Here is an 18805-nt window from a genome sequence, read left to right on the forward strand (position 1 = left end):
TCGCGATATTCCTGCATTTCCCCTCGTCGATCGTTCGACATGGGAATGCCCCGACCACCAGAATCAGGCCCTGTGAACCTGCAGCTGTTCCTCTTGATCATCGTCGTGATCACCGCGCTTGCCTTCGACTTCACGAATGGGTTTCACGACACCGGCAACGCCATGGCGACCTCCATCGCCAGCGGGGCGCTCAAGCCCAAAGTGGCGGTAGCGCTGTCGGCCGTGCTGAACCTGATCGGGGCGTTCCTGTCCACCGCGGTCGCCGCCACCATCGCCAAGGGTCTGATCGACTCGCACATCGTGACCCTCGAGCTGGTGTTCGCCGGCCTGGTCGGGGGTGTCGTCTGGAACCTGCTGACCTGGCTCCTCGGCATCCCCTCGAGCTCCTCGCACGCACTGATCGGCGGCATCGTCGGCGCCACGCTCGCCGCCGTCGGCGGGCACGGGGTGATCTGGAAGGGCGTCATATCGAAGGCGATCATCCCGGCCGTCGTCTCCGCGCTCCTGGCGATCTTCATCGGAGCGCTGGCCACCTGGCTGGTGTACCGCATCACCCGCGGTGTCCCGACCGAACGTACCGAGGCCGGCTTCCGGCGCGGCCAGATCGGCTCGGCGTCGCTGGTCTCGCTGGCCCACGGCACCAACGACGCGCAGAAGACGATGGGCGTCATCTTCCTGGCGCTAATCTCCTACGGAGCGGTCAGCAAGGCGGCAACGGTACCGCCGCTGTGGGTCGTCGTGGCGTGTGCCGTGGCAATGGCGACCGGTACCTACCTGGGGGGCTGGCGGATCATCCGCACCCTGGGCAAGGGCCTGGTCGAGATCAAGTCACCGCAGGGCATGGCAGCCGAATCGTCCTCGGCCGCAGTCATTCTGCTGTCCGCGCACTTCGGTTACGCGCTGTCCACCACCCAGGTCTGCACCGGCTCGGTGATGGGCAGCGGGTTGGGCAAGCCGGGCGGCGAGGTGCGCTGGAGCGTGGCCGGCCGGATGGCGACCGCATGGCTGGTCACGCTGCCGCTGGCCGGCCTGGTCGGAGCGCTCACCTACTGGATCGTGCACCTGATCGGCGGTTACCCGGGCGCGATCATCGGTTTCAGCCTGCTGATCGGAATCTCCGCGGCCATCTACCGGCAGTCGCGCAAGGTCAAAATCGACCACAAGAACGTCAACAAGGATTGGGAAGGCAACCTCACCGCCGGACTCGAGGTCGATACCACGCCGGCGGCGGTCACCGGCGCTGACCCGGATACCTCGGCACCGGAGTTCGGCGCCGACGGCCAGATACCGGCGAGGAACGCCTCATGAACGGTTGGTTCAACTACGCGGCCACGTTGAAGATCCTGGTGTTCAGCCTGCTCACCGGCGCAGCGCTGCCGGGCTTCTTCGCTCTCGGGGTGCGACTGCAGTCGACCGGCAGCGGCGATGCGGGCAAGCAGCATCCGCTGTCGGTGGCGCTGGCCTGGCTGATCTATGCGCTTGTCGTCGCCGTCGTCATCCTCGGGGTCCTCTTCATCGCCCGCGACTTCATCGCCCACCACACCCACTATCCGTTCCTCGGGGCCAAGCCGTGACACCGCAACCCCGGTCGACCTAGTTTTCGGCACCGTTCCGCCGGGTAAGTTGATCGCACAATGAACCGATTCCTCAGCTCGATCGTCTCGTGGCTGCGTGCGGGATATCCGGATGGCATTCCGCCGACGGACTCGTTCGCGGTACTGGCGTTGCTGGCGCGTCGGCTCACCAACGACGAAATCAAGACCGTCGCAACCGAATTGACGCGGCGTGGCGAACTCAACATCGACAACATCGACATCGGCGTGGCGATCACGCAACTCACCGACGAACTGCCCGCACCCGAGGACGTCGAACGCGTCCGAACCCGGTTGGCCGCCAGCGGCTGGCCGCTCGACGACGCCCGCGACAACGGAGACCACGCATAGCCGTCCTGGGGGCGCTGCGCGTCCCGCCGGGCTCGGCCAGCGCCCTGCTGCTGCCGGTCCTGCAACGCGTGCTCGACGGACGGCAACCCGCGCTCGTCGTCGTGCCGGACCAGCCCGGCTCCGATGCCGTTGCGCGCGCCCTGCGGGTCGGCGAGGACATCGACGACGAGATCGCCCTGGTGGTAACGACGTCGGGGACCACCGGACCTCCCAAGGGAGCGTTGCTGACCGCCGGCGCGCTGACCGCGAGCGCCGCGGCCACCCACCGGCGCCTCGGCGGACCCGGTCGCTGGCTGCTGGCCGTGCCGCCGTATCACATCGCCGGCCTGCAGGTGTTGGTCCGCAGTGTGATCGCCGGTGCCGCACCCGTCGAATTGGACGTATCCGCCGGCTTCGACATCGGCGAATTACCCTCTGCGGTACGGCGATTGGGATCCGGGCGGCGTTACACGTCGCTGGTGGCCGCGCAGTTGGCCAAGGTGCTGGCAGATCCCGCGGCCGCCGCGGCAGTCGCCGAATTGGACGCGGTGCTGCTGGGTGGCGGACCGGCGCCGCGGCCGGTGCTCGACGCGGCAGCCGACGCCGGGATCACCGTGGTACGCACCTACGGCATGAGCGAGATGGCGGGAGGTTGCGTCTACGACGGTGTGCCGCTCGACGGGGTGGGGCTGCGGGTGCGCCCCGACGGCCGCATCGTGCTGGGCGGGGCCACCCTGGCCCGTGGTTACCGCAATCCGGTGGACCCCGACCCGTTCGCCGAACCCGGCTGGTACGTGACCGACGACCTTGGCGCGCTGGACGATTCGGGGGCGCTTACCGTCCTGGGCCGGGTGGACGACGCGATCAGCACCGGCGGGTTGACCGTGCTGCCGGATCCGGTCGAGACCGCGCTGCGCACCCACCCGGCGGTGGCCGACTGCGCGGTCTTCGGTGTCCCCGACAATCGGTTGGGCCAACGGGTCGTCGCCGCGATCGTGCTGGGCGCGGGGTCGCCGGCGCCGACACTTGACGCGCTGCGAGCCCACGTCGCACAGACCCTGGACCTCACCGCCGCGCCCCGCGACCTGCATTTTGTCGAGGAACTCCCGCGCCGGGGCATCGGCAAGGTCGACCGAGTGGCCCTGATGCAGCGGTTCGGTTCTCTAGGCTGATCTTTCGTGAGAATCGCACGGCGGGAAGTGCTGGCTGTGACGGCCGCGGTCATACTCGTGACCGCCGCGTTCGTGCTGCCGCGGATCGGTTGGGGAATCGACCCGCGCCGCGACACCGGCCTGGACCGGTTCGGCACCCGCGCCGGCGCCACGCCGATTTTCGGCTACTGGGATGCCCACGTCGGCTGGGGCACGGTCCCGGCGATCGTGATTGCCGCCGTTGTCGTGTGGTGGGGTCCGGCTGTGGCACAACGTCTTTCGTGGCGGGCGTTGACCGTGGGCAGCTGGGCGATTGCTTGCGCGTGGGCGTTCTCGCTGGCGATGATCGACGGCTGGCAACGCGGTTTCGCGGGCCGTCTGACCACCCGCGACGAATACCTCGCCGAGGTGCCCGGCGTCGGCGACATCAGCGCGACCTTGCGCACGTTCGCCGGCCGGATCCTCGATTTCCAGCCGCACTCGTGGGCCACCCATGTCTCCGGCCATCCGCCGGGTGCGCTGCTGACGTTCGTCTGGCTCGACCGGATCGGGTTGCACGGCGGCGCCTGGGCCGGCCTGTTGTGTCTGCTGGCGGGTTCCAGCGCGGCGGCAGCGGTGCTGGTGGCCGTGCGGGTGCTGGCCGACGAAGAGCTGGCCCGCCGCGCGGCGCCGTTCGTGGCCGTCGCGCCGACGGCGATCTGGGTGGTGGTGTCGGCCGACGGTTATTTCGCCGGGGTCGCGGCGTGGGGGATCGCGTTGCTGGCGGTGGCGGTGCACGGTGCGGCCCGGTTTCCCGCACTGGTGGCGGCAGCCTCGGGTGTGTTGCTGGGCTGGAGTGTCTTCCTCAGCTACGGACTGGTGCTGCTGGGTCTGCCGGCGCTGGCGGTGTTGATTTCGGCACCGGATCGGCGTGCCTGGATACGGGCTCTGGGACCGGCGTTGCTCGCGGTGGCGGTGGCGGCGACGTTCGCGTTGGCGGGCTTCTTCTGGTTCGACGGCTATGAGCTTGTGCAGCAACGCTATTGGCAGGGCGTCGCCCAGGACCGGCCGTTTCAGTATTGGGTTTGGGGCAATCTGGCGTGCACGGTCTGTGCGATCGGCCTGGGCAGCGTCGCCGGGATCAGCCGGGTATTCGACCGGGCCGCGGTCCGCCGCCGCTCCGGTGTGCATCTGCTGTTGCTGGCGGCGTTGGCCGCCATCGTCTGCGCCGACCTCAGCATGCTGAGCAAGGCCGAGACAGAGCGCATCTGGCTGCCGTTCACCATCTGGCTGACCGCCGCGCCGGCGCTGCTGCCGGTGCGGTCGCATCGGTGGTGGCTGGCGGTGAACGCCGCCGGGGCGCTGCTGCTGAACAGCGTCGTCTTCACCAACTGGTAGAGGTGCTCACAGCCCGGCCGTCCGGGTGACGCGGGCAAAGCGACTCTGCGGGTCGCAGGCCCGGCGCACCGTGGCAATGTCGTCGACGACGTCGACGTCGTCCAGCTGCTGCACCAGTGCCACGTCGATGCCGTTGTCGTGCAACGCTTTCAGAGTCAGCTCGCCGGTGTCCGATTGTGACATCGGCACCCCGCGCAGGCAGTGCGCGGAGGTGCCGTCGGGTAGTCCCAGCACCCACCAGCCGCCGTCGCGGGCCAGCCCGAGCACCCCGGTCGGCTCGAGCAGCCGCCGGGCGCAGTCGGCCAACAACCCGGCGCTCACTTGCGGGGTGTCCATCCCGATCTGCAGCACCGGGGCGTCTCCGCCGGCGTCGGCGTGGGCGTTGGCGAGCCGCTCGGCGAAGTCCGCACCGCGTTGCTCGATGACCGTGAAGGACCCCAGCCGTTGCCGGATGTCGGTGGCGCCGGCGGCGTTGTCCAGATCACCGGTCAACGCGACGACCCGGGCGGCCGCCGGCGTCGCGGCCACCGCGTCCAGGGTGTCCAGCAGGGCGGCGGCAGCGATGTGCGCGGCGACCTCGTCGCCGACCGTCGCCGCCAACCGGGTCTTGGCGCGGCCCGGTTCCGGCGCTTTCGCCACCACCAGCACGGTGACCGGCAAGGTCACGAAATCACCTTCCAGAAGTCGACGATCGCGGTGATGCTGCCCCGCAGCGACCCGCTCACCTTCGACTTGCCGCCCGTGCGCGGGCCGTAGCTGATGTCGAGTTCGACCACCCGCCAGCCCGCGGCGGCGGCGCGGACCAGCAGTTCGAGCGGGTACCCCGACCGTCGGTCGACGACGCCCAGATTCAGCAACGCATCGCGCCGCGCCACCCGCATCGGCGCGATGTCGTGTACCGGTAGGCGGTGTCGGGTGCGCAACCGCCAGCTCATCACCACCGTGCCGACGCGCGCCACCCACGGCCAGTGCAGGCCGGGCACCGGGCGGCGCCGGCCGGTCACCATGTCGGCGCCGCGCTGCAGTTCGGCGACCAGTCGGGGCAGGTCACCGGCGTCCATCGAGCCGTCGGCGTCGATCACCGCGACGATCGGCGTCGTCGCGGCTTCCACGCCGGCATGCACCGCCGCGCCGTAACCCGGTCGCTGCTCGGCGACCACTCGCGCGCCGTGCCGGGCGGCGACCTGCGCGGTGCCGTCGGTGCTGTTGTTGTCAACCACCAGCGCCTGGTAGCCGGCGGGAATCGCGGCCAGTACTGCCGGCAGGGATTCTTCCTCGTTCAGACACGGCAGCACCACCGTCACGTCGGACACGGCAGACCCCTGATCCCCCCGGATCAGCTCACCGAGGACCGCTCGGCACCCGCGGCGCCTGGGTCTGCGGGGCCTGGGTGCGCGGCGCCTGGGTCTGCGGCGCCTGGGTGCGCGGTGCCGGTGCCTGGGTCTGCGGCGCCTGGGTGCGCGGCGCCGGCGCCTGAGTCTGCGGCGCCTGGGTCGGCGGTGCCACCGTCTGCTGCGTCGGGGCCTGGGTGGGTTGCGGAGCGGCGGTGGACGGTCGCGGAGCGACTGTGGTCGGAGCCACGGTGGTCGGGGCGACCGTCGTGGGCGGAATCGTCGTGGTCCGCGGTGCCTGAGTGGTCGGCGGGGTGGTGACCACCGTCGTAGTGGGAGGCGTGGTCGGCGGCGTGGTGGCCGGCGTGGTGGTGACCGCCGTGGTGGTCGGCGGGGTGGTGACCGCCGTGGTGGTGGTGGGCGGCGTCGTCGGCGGCGTGGTGGACGGGGTGGTGTACGACGTGGTCGGCGGGGTCGTCGGCGTCGCCACCGGCCACGTCGGCATGCCCGGCCGCCAGCCCGGGTACGGAATGATGACCGGCACCGGGACGGGAACCGGAGCGGCCGGCACCTGATTCGGGATCGGGGCGGCCGGGGCCCCGGGCGAGGTCTGCTGTCGCGGCACCTGGACAGCGGGAACGGTGCCGCCCTGGAACCCGACCGTCGGGGCCTCGGGCGGCGGGGGCGGCACGGGCGCCTGCTGCTCGGTCGGCAACAGCGGCATGAACTTGCCCGGCTGCGCGTTCTGATGGCCTTCGACCGGAAGGGACGCCGCGGTCGGACGGACGGTGACCGCGACCGCCACCGCCAACGACGAAAAACCCAGGACCGCGAAGCCCACGACGGCGTTGCTGATCAGCAACCGCCGCAGACTCTGGGGTTGGCTGCCGGCGGCGTCGGGATCGTCCTCGTCGAACCCGTCGTCGAATTCATCGCCGTACTCGTCGCCGTAGTCGTCCATGCCGTCGGTGTCCACCGGCAGGATGTCGTATTCGCTGGCCTGCGAGTACGCCAACTGCTCGTCCCCCGATGCCGGCGCCCCGCCGTCGGCGGGCTGCATGACGGCGGTCGCGTCCCCCGGAACACCGGGGTCACCCGCCGGGGCACCCGAGTGGAAGTACGCATGGCCGTGCGGGTCGCCGGCAAGACCGGGGTCGCCCGACGACACACCCCCATCGGGATACGACTGCGAATACGAGACCAGAGTCGGATCACCCGACGTCACACCCTGGCCGGAGTTGCCACCGCCGTCGCCCGAGATCGGCGCCGCCATCGTCGCGTCGGCGGGAAAAGCCGATTGATCGGCGCCCGAGCCGGGTGGTCCGAAACCGCCGTGATCCGCAGGCAGATGCGGGTTCTCGATCGGCGAGCCATACCCGCCGCTGCCGCCGGAAGAGCCGAATCCGCCGTCTCCGGGCAGCCCCGACTGGTCCACGCCCGAGCCGGCCGACCCGCCGCCGTCGCCGGGAAGCGCCGGTTGCGCCATGGTCGAGCCGGCGGGCCCGAAGCCGCCGTCCCCGGGCACCGACTGATCGACACCCGAACCCGTCGGCCCGTAGCCGCCGCCGTCCCCCAGCGCCGGAGCCGCCATGGTCGCATCCGGCGACACGGCCGGAGCCGCCATGGTCGCGTCGGCTCCCGGACCGTAACCGCCGTCCATTGGCGAGGAACCCATCATCGTTGGCGGCGCGTCCGGATCGGCAGATGCCGACGGACTCCTCATCTGACTGCCGAACAGCAGCGCCGCGGCGACCGCACTCCCCACTCCCGGGCGTCCCCTGAACCCCTGCGGCTCGGAGATCACCTGGATATTCGTCACGCCGGCGTAGCCCAGCGCCTGCGCCAGCTGGTCGACCTGGTACCGGTCGAGCCAATTCAACTCGGTCGCGAGCAGCCGGTGTCCCTCGCCGGCCAGCAACCGATGGGTGCCGACCACGGTGTCAGTCAGTGCTCTGATCGGGTCTCCGGCGAGATCGACCGAATACTGATCGATCACCTCGTTACCGCGGGCGGCCGCGTCGACTAGGGCCAGGCGTGCGACCCGGCCCGTGACCGCCACCCCCAACACGACGTCCATCTGCGGCTCTCTCCTTCGAGCTGGCTACCCCACAACCAGCAATGTCCCGGCATAATTAAACTGCGATACCGTCAGGCAATATTCGTCATTTCGGGCGACAAGGTTCCTTCCCTATGAGCGCAGCGTAACCGGATTCCGAACCGGCGGGGACGCTCAGTGCGGATCCCAACGGTCTTCATAACCTGCTCACAGCCACTGCCGCCTCGTCCGAATGGAGAATATGTTCGCAAACCGAACAACGCAGTGGCCCCGGCAGGGGGTTCCCTTGCCGCACGACCGACCCGCGCCAGCAGCACCCGACCTCGACCCCTGGGGGCCTCGTGAGCGTCAGTAGCGACGAAACGCCGACCGGCCCCATCGTGGGCACGCAACGGGCGGCTGCCGGCCCGGGGTCTGCGCCGGCCGCGCGAACGGCGCCCGAGGCGCCCGGAGTTCTGACGAAGCGACGCAACACCATCCGCGACCTGATCGCCGCCGTGCTGCTCGTCCTCGCGCCGCTGTTCCCGTGGAACCTGTACTTCGGGCTGGGCATCCCGGGCAGCAGCACGCTGCTGTGGGGGTTACTGGGGCTGGTGACGCTGCTGTCGCTGGCGGCGGCCCTGACGTCGTTCCTGCGACTCGACCCCGTCACCGCCGCGCGGCTGCGGCTGAGCCTGAACATCCCCTACCTCCTACTGCTCGCGGGATTCATCGGGTTCGACGTAATCCAATCCATCAAATTCGGCGGTCAGGTCCACGTGCCCGGCGGCGTCGGCCCGGGCGGCTGGCTCGGGTTCGCCGGCGCGCTGTTGAGCGCACAACCGGTGCTCACCAGCCCGGTCACCGACGAGCAGCGCTACCACCGGTGGCTGCGCGCGGCGCGACTGCTCGGATATGCCTCGATGTTCGGAGCCTCGCTCAGCGCCGGTTTCAACCTGTGCTGGCGGTTGCGGTACGCCCTGCAGGGCATCAACGGGTCGGAAGCCTTCGGTACCCGCAACACCACGGTGATCCTGACGGCGTTGGTGTACGGGGCGGTGGCACTGACCGCCGTCCTGGTCGCCTCGCGGTGGGTCCTGCGCAACACCCACGGCTCCCGGCTCGCGACGCTGGCACTGGGCACTTCCACGCTGCTCGCCGGGATCCTGGTGTGGAGTTTGCCGGTCGGTCGTGAGATCGACGCATTCCACGGCATCGCGCAGAACACCTCGACGGCCGGCGTCGGCTACGAAGGCTTCCTGGCGTGGGCCGGCGCCGCGGCGTTGTTCGCGCCGCTGGCCCTGTTCAGCTCCGCCCAGACGCGCGCCGACCGGGAGATCTGGCGCACCGCGATCCGCAAGAGCCTGACGCTGATCGTCGTCTGGTGCCTGGGGTCGATGCTGATGAGAATCACCGACCTGGTGGTCGCGGTGATGCTGGACTATCCGTATTCGCGCTATGACACCGTGACGCTGGCCACGTTCGACCTGGCCACCGGGGCGCTGGCGTGGTGGCTGCGCACCAAGCTGGCCCAGGGGGCACTGCGATCGCGGCTGCTGGTCTGGTTGAGCGGGTTGGTGTTCACCCTGATGATCTCCCGGGTGATTCTCGGCGTCGTGCTGGCTCCCCGGTTCGAGCAGGTCTCGGTCAACCCCGTCTACGGCAACGACCTCGCGCAGCAGATCGCCAGCACCTTCGACGTGACGCTGTGCGGGCTCGCGCTGTGCACCTTCCTCGCGGTGATCGTGGCCGGACGCATCCGCAAACCGCGGCGCCGGCCGCGCCGGCAGCAGCGCCCCGCCACCGGATCGACCGGGCCGACACGGCCGCCCGTGCCCATCCCGACCCGTCCCGGCGGTCCGCCGCCGCCGCCGTCGGAAGCCCGGACGACCCAGTTCAGCGTCCCCGGTGGCGGGCACGACGCGCCGACGACGGTGCTGTCCGGGCCGGGGCCGTCACCGCGGATCTTCCGTCCGGGTCAGACCGGGCCGCGCCCGAAGATCTATCGGCCGCCCAACAACCCGTCCTAACGCAGCGGCGCGAACGCGAACTCGCGCAACCCCTCGGCGGGCGGCACGGCCGCCCGGAACCCGAGGACATCCGCGGCCCGGGCCGGGTCGGCGACGATGTGGCGCACGTCCCCGCTGCGGTACTGGCCGGTGACGGCGGGCACCAGCGACGAACCGCGGGCCGCGCACAACGCGGTCGCCACCTCCAGGATCGAAATGGGTTGCCCGGAGCAGACATTGGCGGCGACGAAACCGCCGTGGTCGACGCCGGCCGCGGCCAGGTTCGCGGCGGCGACGTCGTCGACGTGGACGAAGTCACGCATCTGGCCGCCGTCCTCGAAAACCTGTGGGGCCTCACCCTTCTCGAGCGACGAACGGAAGATGGCCGCCACCCCCGAATAGGGGGTGTCGCGCGGCATGCCGGGACCGTAGACGTTGTGGTAGCGCAACGCGACCACCGAACCGCCGGTCGCCTCCGACCAGGCCAGTGCGTAGTGCTCCTGCGCGGTCTTACTGGCCGCATACAGGCTGCGCGGTCGCAGCGCGGCGTCCTCGTCCACCAGCTGCCAGGTGACCGGTTGCCCACACTGCGGGCAGCGGTGCTCGAAGCTGCCGGCGTCCAGGTCGGCGCGCCGGCGCGGCAACGGGTCGACCGATCCGTGTTGCGGGCACCGGTACCGGCCCTGGCCGTAGACGACCATCGACGAGGCCAGCACCAGACGCGACACCCCGGCGGCGAACATCTGCGCCAGCAACACCGTCGTGCCGAAGTCGTTGTGGCCGCCGTATTCGGGTGCGTCCGCGGCGTTCACCCCGGCCCCCACCATCGCGGCCTGATGACACACCAGGTCGATGCCGTCCAGCAGCGGGGCCAGGGCGCCGGCGTCGCGGACGTCGACCCGATGGCAACCCTCCGGCAGCACCGGGTTCGGCCCTTGCGCGGCGGGCAGCAGCACGTCCACCCCGACCACCTCATGACCGCCCGCCCGTAGCGCGGCTCCGATCCGGGAGCCGATGAACCCCGCCGCTCCCGTCAGCAACACCCTCATGGCAACTCGAACGGCAACGGGACCCCGGCGTGCCGACGGCAGTGCGTGCAGGTGCGCTCGGCGGCGACCCGGCCGATGGCCGCACGCACCAGCCCCTTGAACATCGGGATGTTCTTCTCGAACTCGGCGAACACGTCCACGCCGGTCACGCCTTCTCCCACCTCCACGCCGGCATCGACATCGGTGATCAAAGCGATTGACGCGTAACACAATTCGAGTTCCCGGGCGAGTATCGCCTCTGGGTAGCCGGTCATGTTGATCAGCTGGAACCCCGCCGCGGCGAACCACCGGCTCTCCGCGCGGGTGGAAAAGCGGGGACCCTGGATCACCACCATGGTGGCGCCGTCGACGAGATCAGGGGCGTCGGGCAGTCCGGTGACCGCCGTCCGCAGCGCCGGACAGTACGGGTCGGCGAAACTGGTGTGCACCCCGCCGGAATCGAAGTAGGTGTCCGCCCGGCCGCTGGTGCGATCGATCAGCTGGTCGGGGACCACCACCGTGCCCGGTCCGACCTCGGGGTCCAGGCTGCCGACCGCGCACGGTGCGAACACCCGCCGCACCCCCACCGAGCGCAGCGCCCACATGTTGGCCCGGTAGGGCACGGTGTGCGCCGAGAATTCGTGCTTGGCGCCGTGCCGCGGCAGAAACGCCACCTCGTGCCCGCCGACGGCGCCGATCGTGAGGGGTGCGCTGGGCCGGCCCCACGGGGTGTCCACCGACACCGTGCGGGTGTAGGACTCGAAAAACGTGTAGAAGCCGGTGCCACCGATCACTCCGAGCATTCGCCCATTGTCGGGCATAGGGCAGGATGCGTTGGTGGCCACTATTGCCCAGTGGGTGTCCGGCGCTCGTCCGCGGACGCTGCCGAACGCGGTGGCACCCGTCATCGCGGGCACCGGCGCGGCCGCCTGGTTGCACGCGGCGGTGTGGTGGAAGGCACTGCTGGCGCTGGGGGTCGCGGTCCCGTTCATCGTCGGCGTCAACTACGCCAACGACTACTCCGACGGCATCCGCGGCACCGACGACGTGCGGGCCGGCCCGATGCGCCTGGTGGGGTCGCGCCTGGCCACCCCGCGAGCGGTGGCGACGGCGGCGCTGGTCAGCCTGTTCCTCGGCTGCTGTTCGGGGTTGGCGCTGGCGTTGGTCAGCGGGCCGTGGCTGATCGGCGTCGGGATCGCGTGTGTCGCCGCGGCCTGGTTGTACACCGGCGGATCCAAGCCGTACGGCTACTCCGGGCTGGGTGAGGCCGCGGTGTTCGTGTTCTTCGGGTTGACCGCCGTTCTCGGCACCCAGTACACGCAGGCTTTGCGGATCGACTGGGTGGGCGTGGTGCTGGCGGTGGCCATCGGGGCGCTCTCGTCGTCGGTGCTGGTCGCCAACAACCTGCGCGACATCCCCACCGACACCGTGTCCGGCAAGATCACGCTGGCGGTCCGGTTGGGCGACGGTCGCACCCGGGTGCTCTACCACGCGCTGCTGGCGCTCACCGGCCTGTTGACGCTGGTGCTGATGTTGGCGACGCCGTGGTGCGCGGCGGGTCTGGTGGCCACACCGCTGGCGCTGCGCGCCGACCGCCCGGTACGCTCCGGTCGCGGCGGGCAGGAACTGATCCCGGTGCTGCGCGACACCGGCCTGGTCATGGTGATCTGGGCGACAGCGGTGGCCGGCGCGCTGACGCTGGCGGGGTGATACCTTACTGTCCGGTCCAGGACATACAGCGCAAACCACTGTGCTGCAGGGGGTTTCATGAACACGCCGTACGACGGTCAGTCGCCGTATCCGCCGTATCCGCCTAATCCGCCTTATCCGCCTAATCCGCCGAGTCGGCCGACGAACCCGCTGGCGATCGCGGCCCTGGTGTGTTCGCTGGTCCTGGCTCCGCTGGGGATCGTCTTGGGCCACATCTCGCTGTCCCAGATCAAGCGGACCGGCCAGGAGGGGCGCGGACTGGCCATCGCCGGTCTGGCCATCGGATATGTCGGCACGGCGCTGTCCGCGATCGCCGTCGTCGTCGCGCTGGCCTTCATGGCCAGCCTCGGTTCGGTGCTGCACCGGACGGACACTCGGCACTCGGCGTCGCCGCGCACCACCACCCCGTCGCGCAACAGTCCCGACGCTTCCGCGCGGACGATCAAAGCAGCCAAGGTCGGTGACTGCATCCGGCGGGTGCCGGGTGCAGTCAAGCGTGACGGCAGCCGCGAGGTGACGGTCTCGGCCGCGAGCTGCGGCTCGAGCAGCGCCACCGACCGGGTGGTCAAACGCACCACCAGCACGTCCAACTGCTCCACCGGCGAATGGGTCCAGACCACCGCGTATTCACCACCGATCGTGCTGTGCCTGTCCAAACTGCGCTGAAGCCTTAGACCCGGATGAACGACCGGCACCGGCACGCCTAGAGTCCCTTGAGGGAGCTCGAGTTGACGCGGGAAGGACGGCCATGTCTGAGATCGCCTCGGCCAGCGGCCCCAAGAAGGTCGGATTGCTCAGCGTCGGGGCCTACCGCCCGGAACGCGTCGTCACCAACGACGAGATCTGCCAGAACATCGACTCCTCCGACGAGTGGATCTACTCCCGTACCGGCATCAAGACGCGCCGGTTCGCCGCGGATGACGAATCCGCCGCGTCGATGGCAGCCGAAGCCTGCCGACGGGCGCTGTCCAACGCGTCGCTGACCGCGGCCGACATCGACGGTGTCATCGTCACCACCAACACGCATTTCCTGCAGACCCCACCGGCGGCCCCGATGGTCGCGGCGGCACTGGGCGCCAAGGATGTGCTCGGCTTCGATCTGTCCGCGGGATGCGCCGGCTTCGGCTACGCGCTGGGCACCGCGGCCGACATGATCCGCGGCGGGGTGACCGCGAAGATGCTGGTGGTCGGCACCGAAAAGCTGTCGCCCACGATCGACATGTACGACCGCGGCAACTGCTTCATCTTCGCCGACGGCGCCGCCGCCGTGGTGGTGGGCGAGACGTCCGAGCAGGGCATCGGCCCGACCGTTGCCGGCAGCGACGGCGAACAGTCCAATGCCATCCGGCAGGACATCGACTGGATCACCTTCGCCCAGAATCCCAGCGGGCCGCGTCCGTTCGTGCGGCTCGAAGGCCCGGCGGTGTTCCGTTGGGCGGCTTTCAAGATGGGCGACGTCGGCCGGCGGGCGCTCGAGGCGGCCGGGATCGGACCCGACCAGATCGACGTGTTCGTGCCCCATCAAGCCAATACCCGGATCAACGACCTGCTGGTCAAGAACCTGCAGCTGCGCCCGGACACCGTCGTCGCCAACGACATCGAGCACGCCGGGAACACGTCGGCGGCGTCCATTCCGCTGGCCATCGCCGATTTGATGGAAACCGGGCTGGGCAAGCCGGGCGACCTGGCGCTACTGATCGGCTATGGCGCCGGGCTGACCTACGCCGCGCAAGTGGTGCGGTTGCCGCAGCACAGTGACGCCTAGGTCTGGTCCCTTTCAGCCGCCTGCTCGCCCCGCAGCCGGGCATGCAACTGATCGCGTTCCGCCCGCCGCCGCGACCCGGCCGCCTCGAGCGCGGTCGTCGCCCGTCGTCGCAGCGGGCTGAACACCCACATGCCCAGCGGCATCGCCACGACCAGTCCGAACAGTCCGGCGACGGCGACCGGGAAATCGTCCACCCCGAGCAGGCGCGCGATTCCGTAGATCGCACCGCCGATCACCACCACCAGCACCAGCCGGGCCACCGCGTAGACGACGACGGCGATCACGCCAGTGCTCTTGTCGCGACGCGCTTCTGACACATCTTGAGACTACGTCGCGGGTATATTCGCTTGGAGGAGGTGTCGCGTGCTTTACCTGCTCGTCGTCCTGATCTCAGGGACGCTGATCTATCTCGGCTGGCGTGCGGCGCGGTCGCAGACGAGCCCGCCGCGGACCCGCGTCATCGGACCCGACGACGATCCGGAGTTCCTGCGCCGGCTTGGCGACAACAAACCCCGTTAGACGAAGTTCGGGTTGGCGCGCCGCGCGTCGCCCGGGAAACCCTCGGCGACCACCGCCGCCAATTCGGCGAGAGCATCGCGGGTTTCGCGCTTCAACCGATCCAGGCTGATCTCGGCGCCTTCCTCGAGGTGGGCGTCGAACGGCACCACCCGCACCGCACGGCAACGCCGCGCGAAGTGGTCGACCACCTTCTGCATGTCGACTTTGCCGGAGCGGGAGCGGACCGCGTTGATCACCGCAATCGAGTTGCGGACCAGGTCTTCGTGCCCGTGTGCTTCCAGCCAGTCCAGCGTCGCCGAGGCACTGCGGGCGCCGTCGATGGACCCCGAAGCGACCACGACCAGCACGTCGGACTTGGCCAGGATCGCCGACATCGTCGAATGCAGCAGACCGGTGCCGCAGTCGGTGAGCACCAGGCCGTAGAAGCGGTCCAGGATGTCCACGATCCGGGTGTAGTCGTCACCGCTGAACGCCTCCGACACCGTCGGATCGTTCTCCGAGGCCAGCACTTCCAGCCCGCTCTCGTTCTGCGACGTGTAACTGCGGACGTCGCTGTAACGATCGATGCTCTTCGCGTCGCGCAGCAGATGCCGCACGGTGGCCGGTGTCTCGAGCGGCAGCTTCTGGCTCAGCGTGCCGCGGTCCGGGTTGGCGTCCACGGCCACCACCCGGTCGCCGCGCACGGACGCAAACGTCGATCCCAGGGTCGCGGTGATGGTGGTCTTCCCCACGCCGCCCTTCAGGGAGAGCACCGCGATCCGGTAGCTGCCGCGCAGCGGTCGGTTGATCTGGGCGACCAGGTTGTTGTGCCGCATCGCCCGCGGGCTCTCGCCCAGGTTGATCAGCTGGCCCGACAACACGTACAGCGCCCGTCGCCAACCCTCCGACGGCGGCGGCTTCACCGGTCGCAGCAGCACGGTGCTCGACAGCTCCGGATACGGCGTCTGCGGCAGCGGCTCCGGACGGAACTGGGGCCGCTCCGCGGTTCCCGCTTGGTCGGGCGGCCCGGGGTAGTAGGCGCCGTAGGCCGTCGGGTCCACCCGGGTCACCGCGGTCACCGGTCCCGTCGACGGTGCGGGCTCCCACTGCGGCCGGGCGTGCGGCAATTCGACCGGTTGCGGCGGCGGCGCCATGCTGGCCGAGCCGACGGCGCTGTCCGCGGCGGCGGGAGTCCGCCGCTCGGTGCGGAACCCGGCGAAAGCCCGGGTCGTCGCCTCTGGCTGCTGCGCCTGGACGGTCTGCTGGTCGGCATTGACGTCGGATCCGGTGCCCGGGTGGACGCGTGGCGTCCCCACGCCCGGCGTCGGATGTTCTGACACTCGCTGCTCCCCCTTTGTCGCCTCAGCCCACACCCGCGTAGGAGTGCAGTCCGACGGTCACCAGGTTAACGAAGAAGAGATTGAAGACCATCGCGACGAATCCTGCGACGTTGATCCAGGCGGCCTTCCGGTCCCGCCACCCGGCCGTCGACCTGGCATGCAAGTAGGCCGCGTAGACCACCCACGCGATGAACGACACCGTCTCCTTGGGGTCCCAACCCCAGTAGCGGCCCCAGGCCTCCTCGGCCCAGATCGCGCCGAAGATGACGCCGAACCCGAACACCGGAAAGGCGAAGATCGTGGTTCGGTAGGCGATCCGGTCCAGCGTCTGGGCGTCGGGGAAGCGCTGCACCAGCTGCGCCAGCCTGCCCTCGGTGCCCGGGTCGCCGAAACGCGACGTGCGCAGCAGGAACAGGATGCTGCAGATCCCGGCGACCAGGAACACCCCGGACCCCAGGCTGACCACCGAGACGTGAATGGGCAGCCAGTAGGACTGCAAGGCCGGCATCACCGGCGCGGCGTTGGCGTAGAGCCAACGACCGGACACCGTCAGCAGAATCAGCACCGGCAGCAGCAGGAACACCCATAGCGGCCGGTACTGCGGGCGGCGCAACACGATCGCGCCGGCGAACAGGCCCGACATGCAGGTCAGGTTGATGAACTCGTACATGTTGCCCCACGGCACCCGCATGGTGGCCAGGCCGCGCAGCACGATGCAGGCGAAAAGCAACCCGATACCCAGGTACAGCACGGCCAGGCCGGCGCGCCCGACGCGTTCGTCGAATGGTCGCTGCGGGGTGTCCGACACGATCCCGGGGATGGCGCTGTCGGTGCTGACGCCGCCCGCGGCGACCGGCTCGAGCTTGCGGGCGCGGGTGTAGGCCAGCTCGTAGGCCAGCAGCAACAACGCGACGACCAAGGCCACCACGGCCGAGGTGAACGCCCAGTCCGAGTAGCGGGCCAGATCGATGTCGATATTCGAGGTGTTCACGTGACGTCCCTTCCGGCCTTCGGGGAAATGCCAGCGGGGATGCCGGCAGGTGCGTCCCCGTCACCCAGCCCGTCCAGTAGCCGCTGGGTCAGCCGCTCGAACTCGTCACCCCACCCCGAGTTGTCGGTGCGCGCCAGGCCGCCCAATTCGACGTTCACCGTACCGGGACGGTCGGGGTCCGGCAGGAGCCGGACCCACACCCGGCGGCGCCGCACCAGCAGCGACACCAGCAGTCCGGCCATCATCGTGATCGCGAAGACCAGTACCCAGTACTGGCCGGGGTCGTGCGAGACCTGCACGTTGACGAACGGCACGGCGCCGTCGAAACGGACGACGGTGCCCGCGGCCGGGCCCCGGTCGATGCGGACCTGCTCGCCGACGCGCAGGTTGACCCGCTTCTCCTTGGTCAGCCTGCCCTGTTCGATCAGCCGGGGGTCCAGGTCGAACAACGACTGGGGCCGGCCGGTGTCCAGGCCGGTGTCGCCGCGGTAGACGTCGATAGCCACCGCCGGGGCGTTGAGCGCCGGAAACCGCGACGACAGCAGGGCGCCGTCGAGTTGCTCGGTCGGGGCCAGCAGACCCTGGATCGCGATCTGGTGTTGGCGCCGCTCCTCGGCGGTGGGATAGCTGCCGGCCGGCGGGTCGATGCGCGCGACGCCGGAGGACAACATGGTCTGCGGGTTGTCGGGTCGCCACTGCACGGTCGAGGTGCGGGTCTGCCCGTCCGGGAACGTCACGGTGAAGGTGGGCGCGTACCCGTGGCCCTGCAGATAGACCCGGTCGCCGCCTACCCGCAGCGGGTGGTTGACCTCCAGCCGGTAGGGCCGCCAGATGTTGGCGTCCAGATCGCCACCCGCCTGGTAGGCGATGTCTGCGGCGAACGACGTCGCCTGTCCCGACGGTAGATAGTGTGCCTGAAAGTTGTTGACCCGCAGGCAGATCGGGTGCAGTGAGGTGCCGTCGACGGTGTTGCCCGCCCGGAACGAGTCGAACGCTGCCGGGGACGCCGAACAGAAGCCGGGGCCGCCGTCGGCGATGACGATCACGTTGCCCTCGTAGCCGAACAGCTTGCCGACGGCCACCGCGACCAACAAACCCAGCAGCGAGAAGTGGAACACCAGGTTGCCGAACTCGCGAAGGTAGCCCTTCTCCGCGGAGACCTCGACGGATTGGTCGTGGTGTCTGATCGCGGTGCGCCATCCGCGCAGCCGGTCCTTGATGGTGTTGGCCAGCGCGTTCACCTCGGCGGGGTCGGCCGCGAGTCGTGCCTCGGCGTGCTTGGGCAGCCGCGCCAGGTTGCGGGGCGCGGCCACCGGGGTGGCGCGCAGGCTGCGGGCGTGTTCGAGGATCCGCGGCGTCAGACACCCCACCAGGGACACGAACAACAGCACGTAGATGGCGGTGAACCAGAAGCTGGAGAACACGTCGAAGGCCTGCAACTCGTCGAGCCACGGGCCGATCATCGGGTGGGTGTGCAGGTACTCCTCGACCTTGGCTGCGTTGAGGCTGCGCTGCGGCAGTAGAGCTCCGGGAATCGCGCCCAGCGCGAGCAGGAACAGCAGCACCAGCGCGGTGCCCATCGAAGTCAGCGACCGCCAGGTGTTGCGCGCCTTGCCCGCGAGCTTTCTCGGGGCGAGCAGACGCAGAA

Annotated in this window: 19 protein-coding genes; 10 read left to right on the plus strand and 9 right to left on the minus strand. The window is 69.9% G+C overall.

Annotation, left to right across the window (positions count from 1 at the left end):
* The first annotated feature begins 72 nt into the window (after positions 1–72).
* The 5 genes from AC5Y4D_RS10460 to AC5Y4D_RS10480 all read left to right on the plus strand — a co-directional run bounded on the left by AC5Y4D_RS10460 (position 73) and on the right by AC5Y4D_RS10480 (position 4450).
* A complete protein-coding gene (locus AC5Y4D_RS10460; protein ID WP_499944282.1) occupies positions 73–1308 on the plus strand; it encodes an inorganic phosphate transporter in 1236 nt (411 codons plus the stop codon).
* On the plus strand, positions 1305–1574 hold the full coding sequence (locus AC5Y4D_RS10465; RefSeq protein ID WP_499944281.1) for a hypothetical protein: 270 nt from the start codon (positions 1305–1307) through the stop codon (positions 1572–1574). The genes AC5Y4D_RS10460 and AC5Y4D_RS10465 overlap by 4 nt, the downstream gene beginning before the upstream one ends.
* 60 nt (positions 1575–1634) lie before the next feature.
* A complete protein-coding gene (locus AC5Y4D_RS10470) occupies positions 1635–1943 on the plus strand; it encodes a DUF3349 domain-containing protein (protein WP_499944280.1) in 309 nt (102 codons plus the stop codon).
* A gap of 68 nt (positions 1944–2011) precedes the next feature.
* Entirely contained in the window at positions 2012–3094 is a 1083-nt protein-coding gene (gene menE / locus AC5Y4D_RS10475; protein ID WP_499944279.1) for an o-succinylbenzoate--CoA ligase, read from the plus strand.
* 6 nt (positions 3095–3100) lie between these two features.
* Entirely contained in the window at positions 3101–4450 is a 1350-nt protein-coding gene (locus AC5Y4D_RS10480) for a hypothetical protein (RefSeq protein WP_500037126.1), read from the plus strand.
* Between the two features lie 6 nt (positions 4451–4456).
* On the opposite strand, the gene AC5Y4D_RS10485 is transcribed toward AC5Y4D_RS10480, so the two are convergent.
* The 3 genes from AC5Y4D_RS10485 to AC5Y4D_RS10495 are packed head-to-tail and all read right to left on the minus strand — an operon-like array spanning position 4457 to position 7858.
* Positions 4457–5116, minus strand: coding sequence for a TIGR04282 family arsenosugar biosynthesis glycosyltransferase (locus tag AC5Y4D_RS10485; RefSeq protein ID WP_499944276.1), 660 nt, complete (start codon positions 5114–5116; stop codon positions 4457–4459).
* Positions 5113–5763: a glycosyltransferase family 2 protein gene (locus AC5Y4D_RS10490; RefSeq protein ID WP_499944275.1), complete on the minus strand. Its 651-nt coding sequence runs from the start codon at positions 5761–5763 to the stop codon at positions 5113–5115. Before AC5Y4D_RS10490 ends, AC5Y4D_RS10485 begins: the two co-directional genes overlap by 4 nt.
* Positions 5764–5791: 28 nt before the next feature.
* Positions 5792–7858, minus strand: a complete 2067-nt coding sequence (locus AC5Y4D_RS10495; RefSeq protein WP_499944274.1) for a DUF7159 family protein — start codon at positions 7856–7858, stop codon at positions 5792–5794.
* A 434-nt stretch (positions 7859–8292) separates the two neighbouring features.
* Between AC5Y4D_RS10495 and AC5Y4D_RS10500 the strand changes: the two genes are divergently transcribed.
* Positions 8293–9846, plus strand: a complete 1554-nt coding sequence (locus tag AC5Y4D_RS10500) for a DUF7937 domain-containing protein (protein ID WP_499944433.1) — start codon at positions 8293–8295, stop codon at positions 9844–9846.
* Here AC5Y4D_RS10500 and AC5Y4D_RS10505 read toward each other — a convergent pair.
* Positions 9843–10874 carry an NAD-dependent epimerase/dehydratase family protein gene (locus AC5Y4D_RS10505; RefSeq protein WP_500037127.1) on the minus strand — a complete coding sequence of 344 codons (1032 nt, stop codon included), beginning with the start codon at positions 10872–10874 and terminating at the stop codon, positions 9843–9845. The genes AC5Y4D_RS10500 and AC5Y4D_RS10505 overlap by 4 nt on opposite strands.
* Entirely contained in the window at positions 10871–11656 is a 786-nt protein-coding gene (locus tag AC5Y4D_RS10510) for an S-methyl-5'-thioadenosine phosphorylase (RefSeq protein ID WP_500037128.1), read from the minus strand. The genes AC5Y4D_RS10505 and AC5Y4D_RS10510 overlap by 4 nt, the downstream gene beginning before the upstream one ends.
* Before the next feature lie 34 nt (positions 11657–11690).
* On the opposite strand from AC5Y4D_RS10510, the gene AC5Y4D_RS10515 reads away from it, so the two are divergent.
* The 3 genes from AC5Y4D_RS10515 (at position 11691) to fabH (ending at position 14328) form a co-directional block, all read left to right on the plus strand.
* Positions 11691–12563, plus strand: coding sequence for a 1,4-dihydroxy-2-naphthoate polyprenyltransferase (locus AC5Y4D_RS10515; RefSeq protein WP_499991251.1), 873 nt, complete (start codon positions 11691–11693; stop codon positions 12561–12563).
* Positions 12564–12620: 57 nt separating this feature from the next.
* Positions 12621–13229: a DUF4190 domain-containing protein gene (locus AC5Y4D_RS10520; protein ID WP_500037129.1), complete on the plus strand. Its 609-nt coding sequence runs from the start codon at positions 12621–12623 to the stop codon at positions 13227–13229.
* 82 nt (positions 13230–13311) lie between these two features.
* Complete coding sequence (fabH, locus tag AC5Y4D_RS10525; protein ID WP_499944269.1) at positions 13312–14328, plus strand: beta-ketoacyl-ACP synthase III; 1017 nt, start codon at positions 13312–13314, stop codon at positions 14326–14328.
* Here the strand turns inward: fabH and AC5Y4D_RS10530 are convergent.
* Complete coding sequence (locus AC5Y4D_RS10530; protein ID WP_499944268.1) at positions 14325–14645, minus strand: DUF4229 domain-containing protein; 321 nt, start codon at positions 14643–14645, stop codon at positions 14325–14327. The two genes, fabH and AC5Y4D_RS10530, sit on opposite strands and share 4 nt — an antisense overlap.
* A 46-nt stretch (positions 14646–14691) precedes the next feature.
* Between AC5Y4D_RS10530 and AC5Y4D_RS10535 the strand changes: the two genes are divergently transcribed.
* Positions 14692–14847, plus strand: a complete 156-nt coding sequence (locus tag AC5Y4D_RS10535) for a hypothetical protein (RefSeq protein WP_499944267.1) — start codon at positions 14692–14694, stop codon at positions 14845–14847.
* On the opposite strand, the gene AC5Y4D_RS10540 is transcribed toward AC5Y4D_RS10535, so the two are convergent.
* Genes AC5Y4D_RS10540 through AC5Y4D_RS10550 form a run of 3 tightly spaced genes read right to left on the minus strand, consistent with a single transcriptional unit; the run spans position 14844 to position 18737 of the window.
* Positions 14844–16166 carry a MinD/ParA family ATP-binding protein gene (locus AC5Y4D_RS10540; protein ID WP_499944266.1) on the minus strand — a complete coding sequence of 441 codons (1323 nt, stop codon included), beginning with the start codon at positions 16164–16166 and terminating at the stop codon, positions 14844–14846. The genes AC5Y4D_RS10535 and AC5Y4D_RS10540 overlap by 4 nt on opposite strands.
* 22 nt (positions 16167–16188) lie before the next feature.
* Complete coding sequence (gene ccsB, locus AC5Y4D_RS10545; protein ID WP_499944265.1) at positions 16189–17157, minus strand: c-type cytochrome biogenesis protein CcsB; 969 nt, start codon at positions 17155–17157, stop codon at positions 16189–16191.
* Complete coding sequence (locus AC5Y4D_RS10550; protein ID WP_499944432.1) at positions 17154–18737, minus strand: cytochrome c biogenesis protein ResB; 1584 nt, start codon at positions 18735–18737, stop codon at positions 17154–17156. The genes ccsB and AC5Y4D_RS10550 overlap by 4 nt, the downstream gene beginning before the upstream one ends.
* Between the last annotated feature and the right edge of the window lie 68 nt (positions 18738–18805).

It is taken from the genome of Mycobacterium sp. NGS67 (assembly GCF_059812185.1).

Excerpts from the sequence above, each read along its gene's own strand:
- AC5Y4D_RS10465 (WP_499944281.1), top strand. The coding sequence starts at position 1,305 with ATGAACGGTTGGTTCAACTACGCGGCCACGTTGAAGATCCTGGTGTTC.
- AC5Y4D_RS10470 (WP_499944280.1), top strand. The coding sequence starts at position 1,635 with ATGAACCGATTCCTCAGCTCGATCGTCTCGTGGCTGCGTGCGGGATAT.
- AC5Y4D_RS10495 (WP_499944274.1), bottom strand. The coding sequence starts at position 7,858 with ATGGACGTCGTGTTGGGGGTGGCGGTCACGGGCCGGGTCGCACGCCTG.
- AC5Y4D_RS10505 (WP_500037127.1), bottom strand. The coding sequence starts at position 10,874 with ATGAGGGTGTTGCTGACGGGAGCGGCGGGGTTCATCGGCTCCCGGATC.
- AC5Y4D_RS10510 (WP_500037128.1), bottom strand. The coding sequence starts at position 11,656 with ATGCTCGGAGTGATCGGTGGCACCGGCTTCTACACGTTTTTCGAGTCC.
- AC5Y4D_RS10520 (WP_500037129.1), top strand. The coding sequence starts at position 12,621 with ATGAACACGCCGTACGACGGTCAGTCGCCGTATCCGCCGTATCCGCCT.
- fabH (WP_499944269.1), top strand. The coding sequence starts at position 13,312 with ATGTCTGAGATCGCCTCGGCCAGCGGCCCCAAGAAGGTCGGATTGCTC.
- AC5Y4D_RS10550 (WP_499944432.1), bottom strand. The coding sequence starts at position 18,737 with ATGGGCACCGCGCTGGTGCTGCTGTTCCTGCTCGCGCTGGGCGCGATT.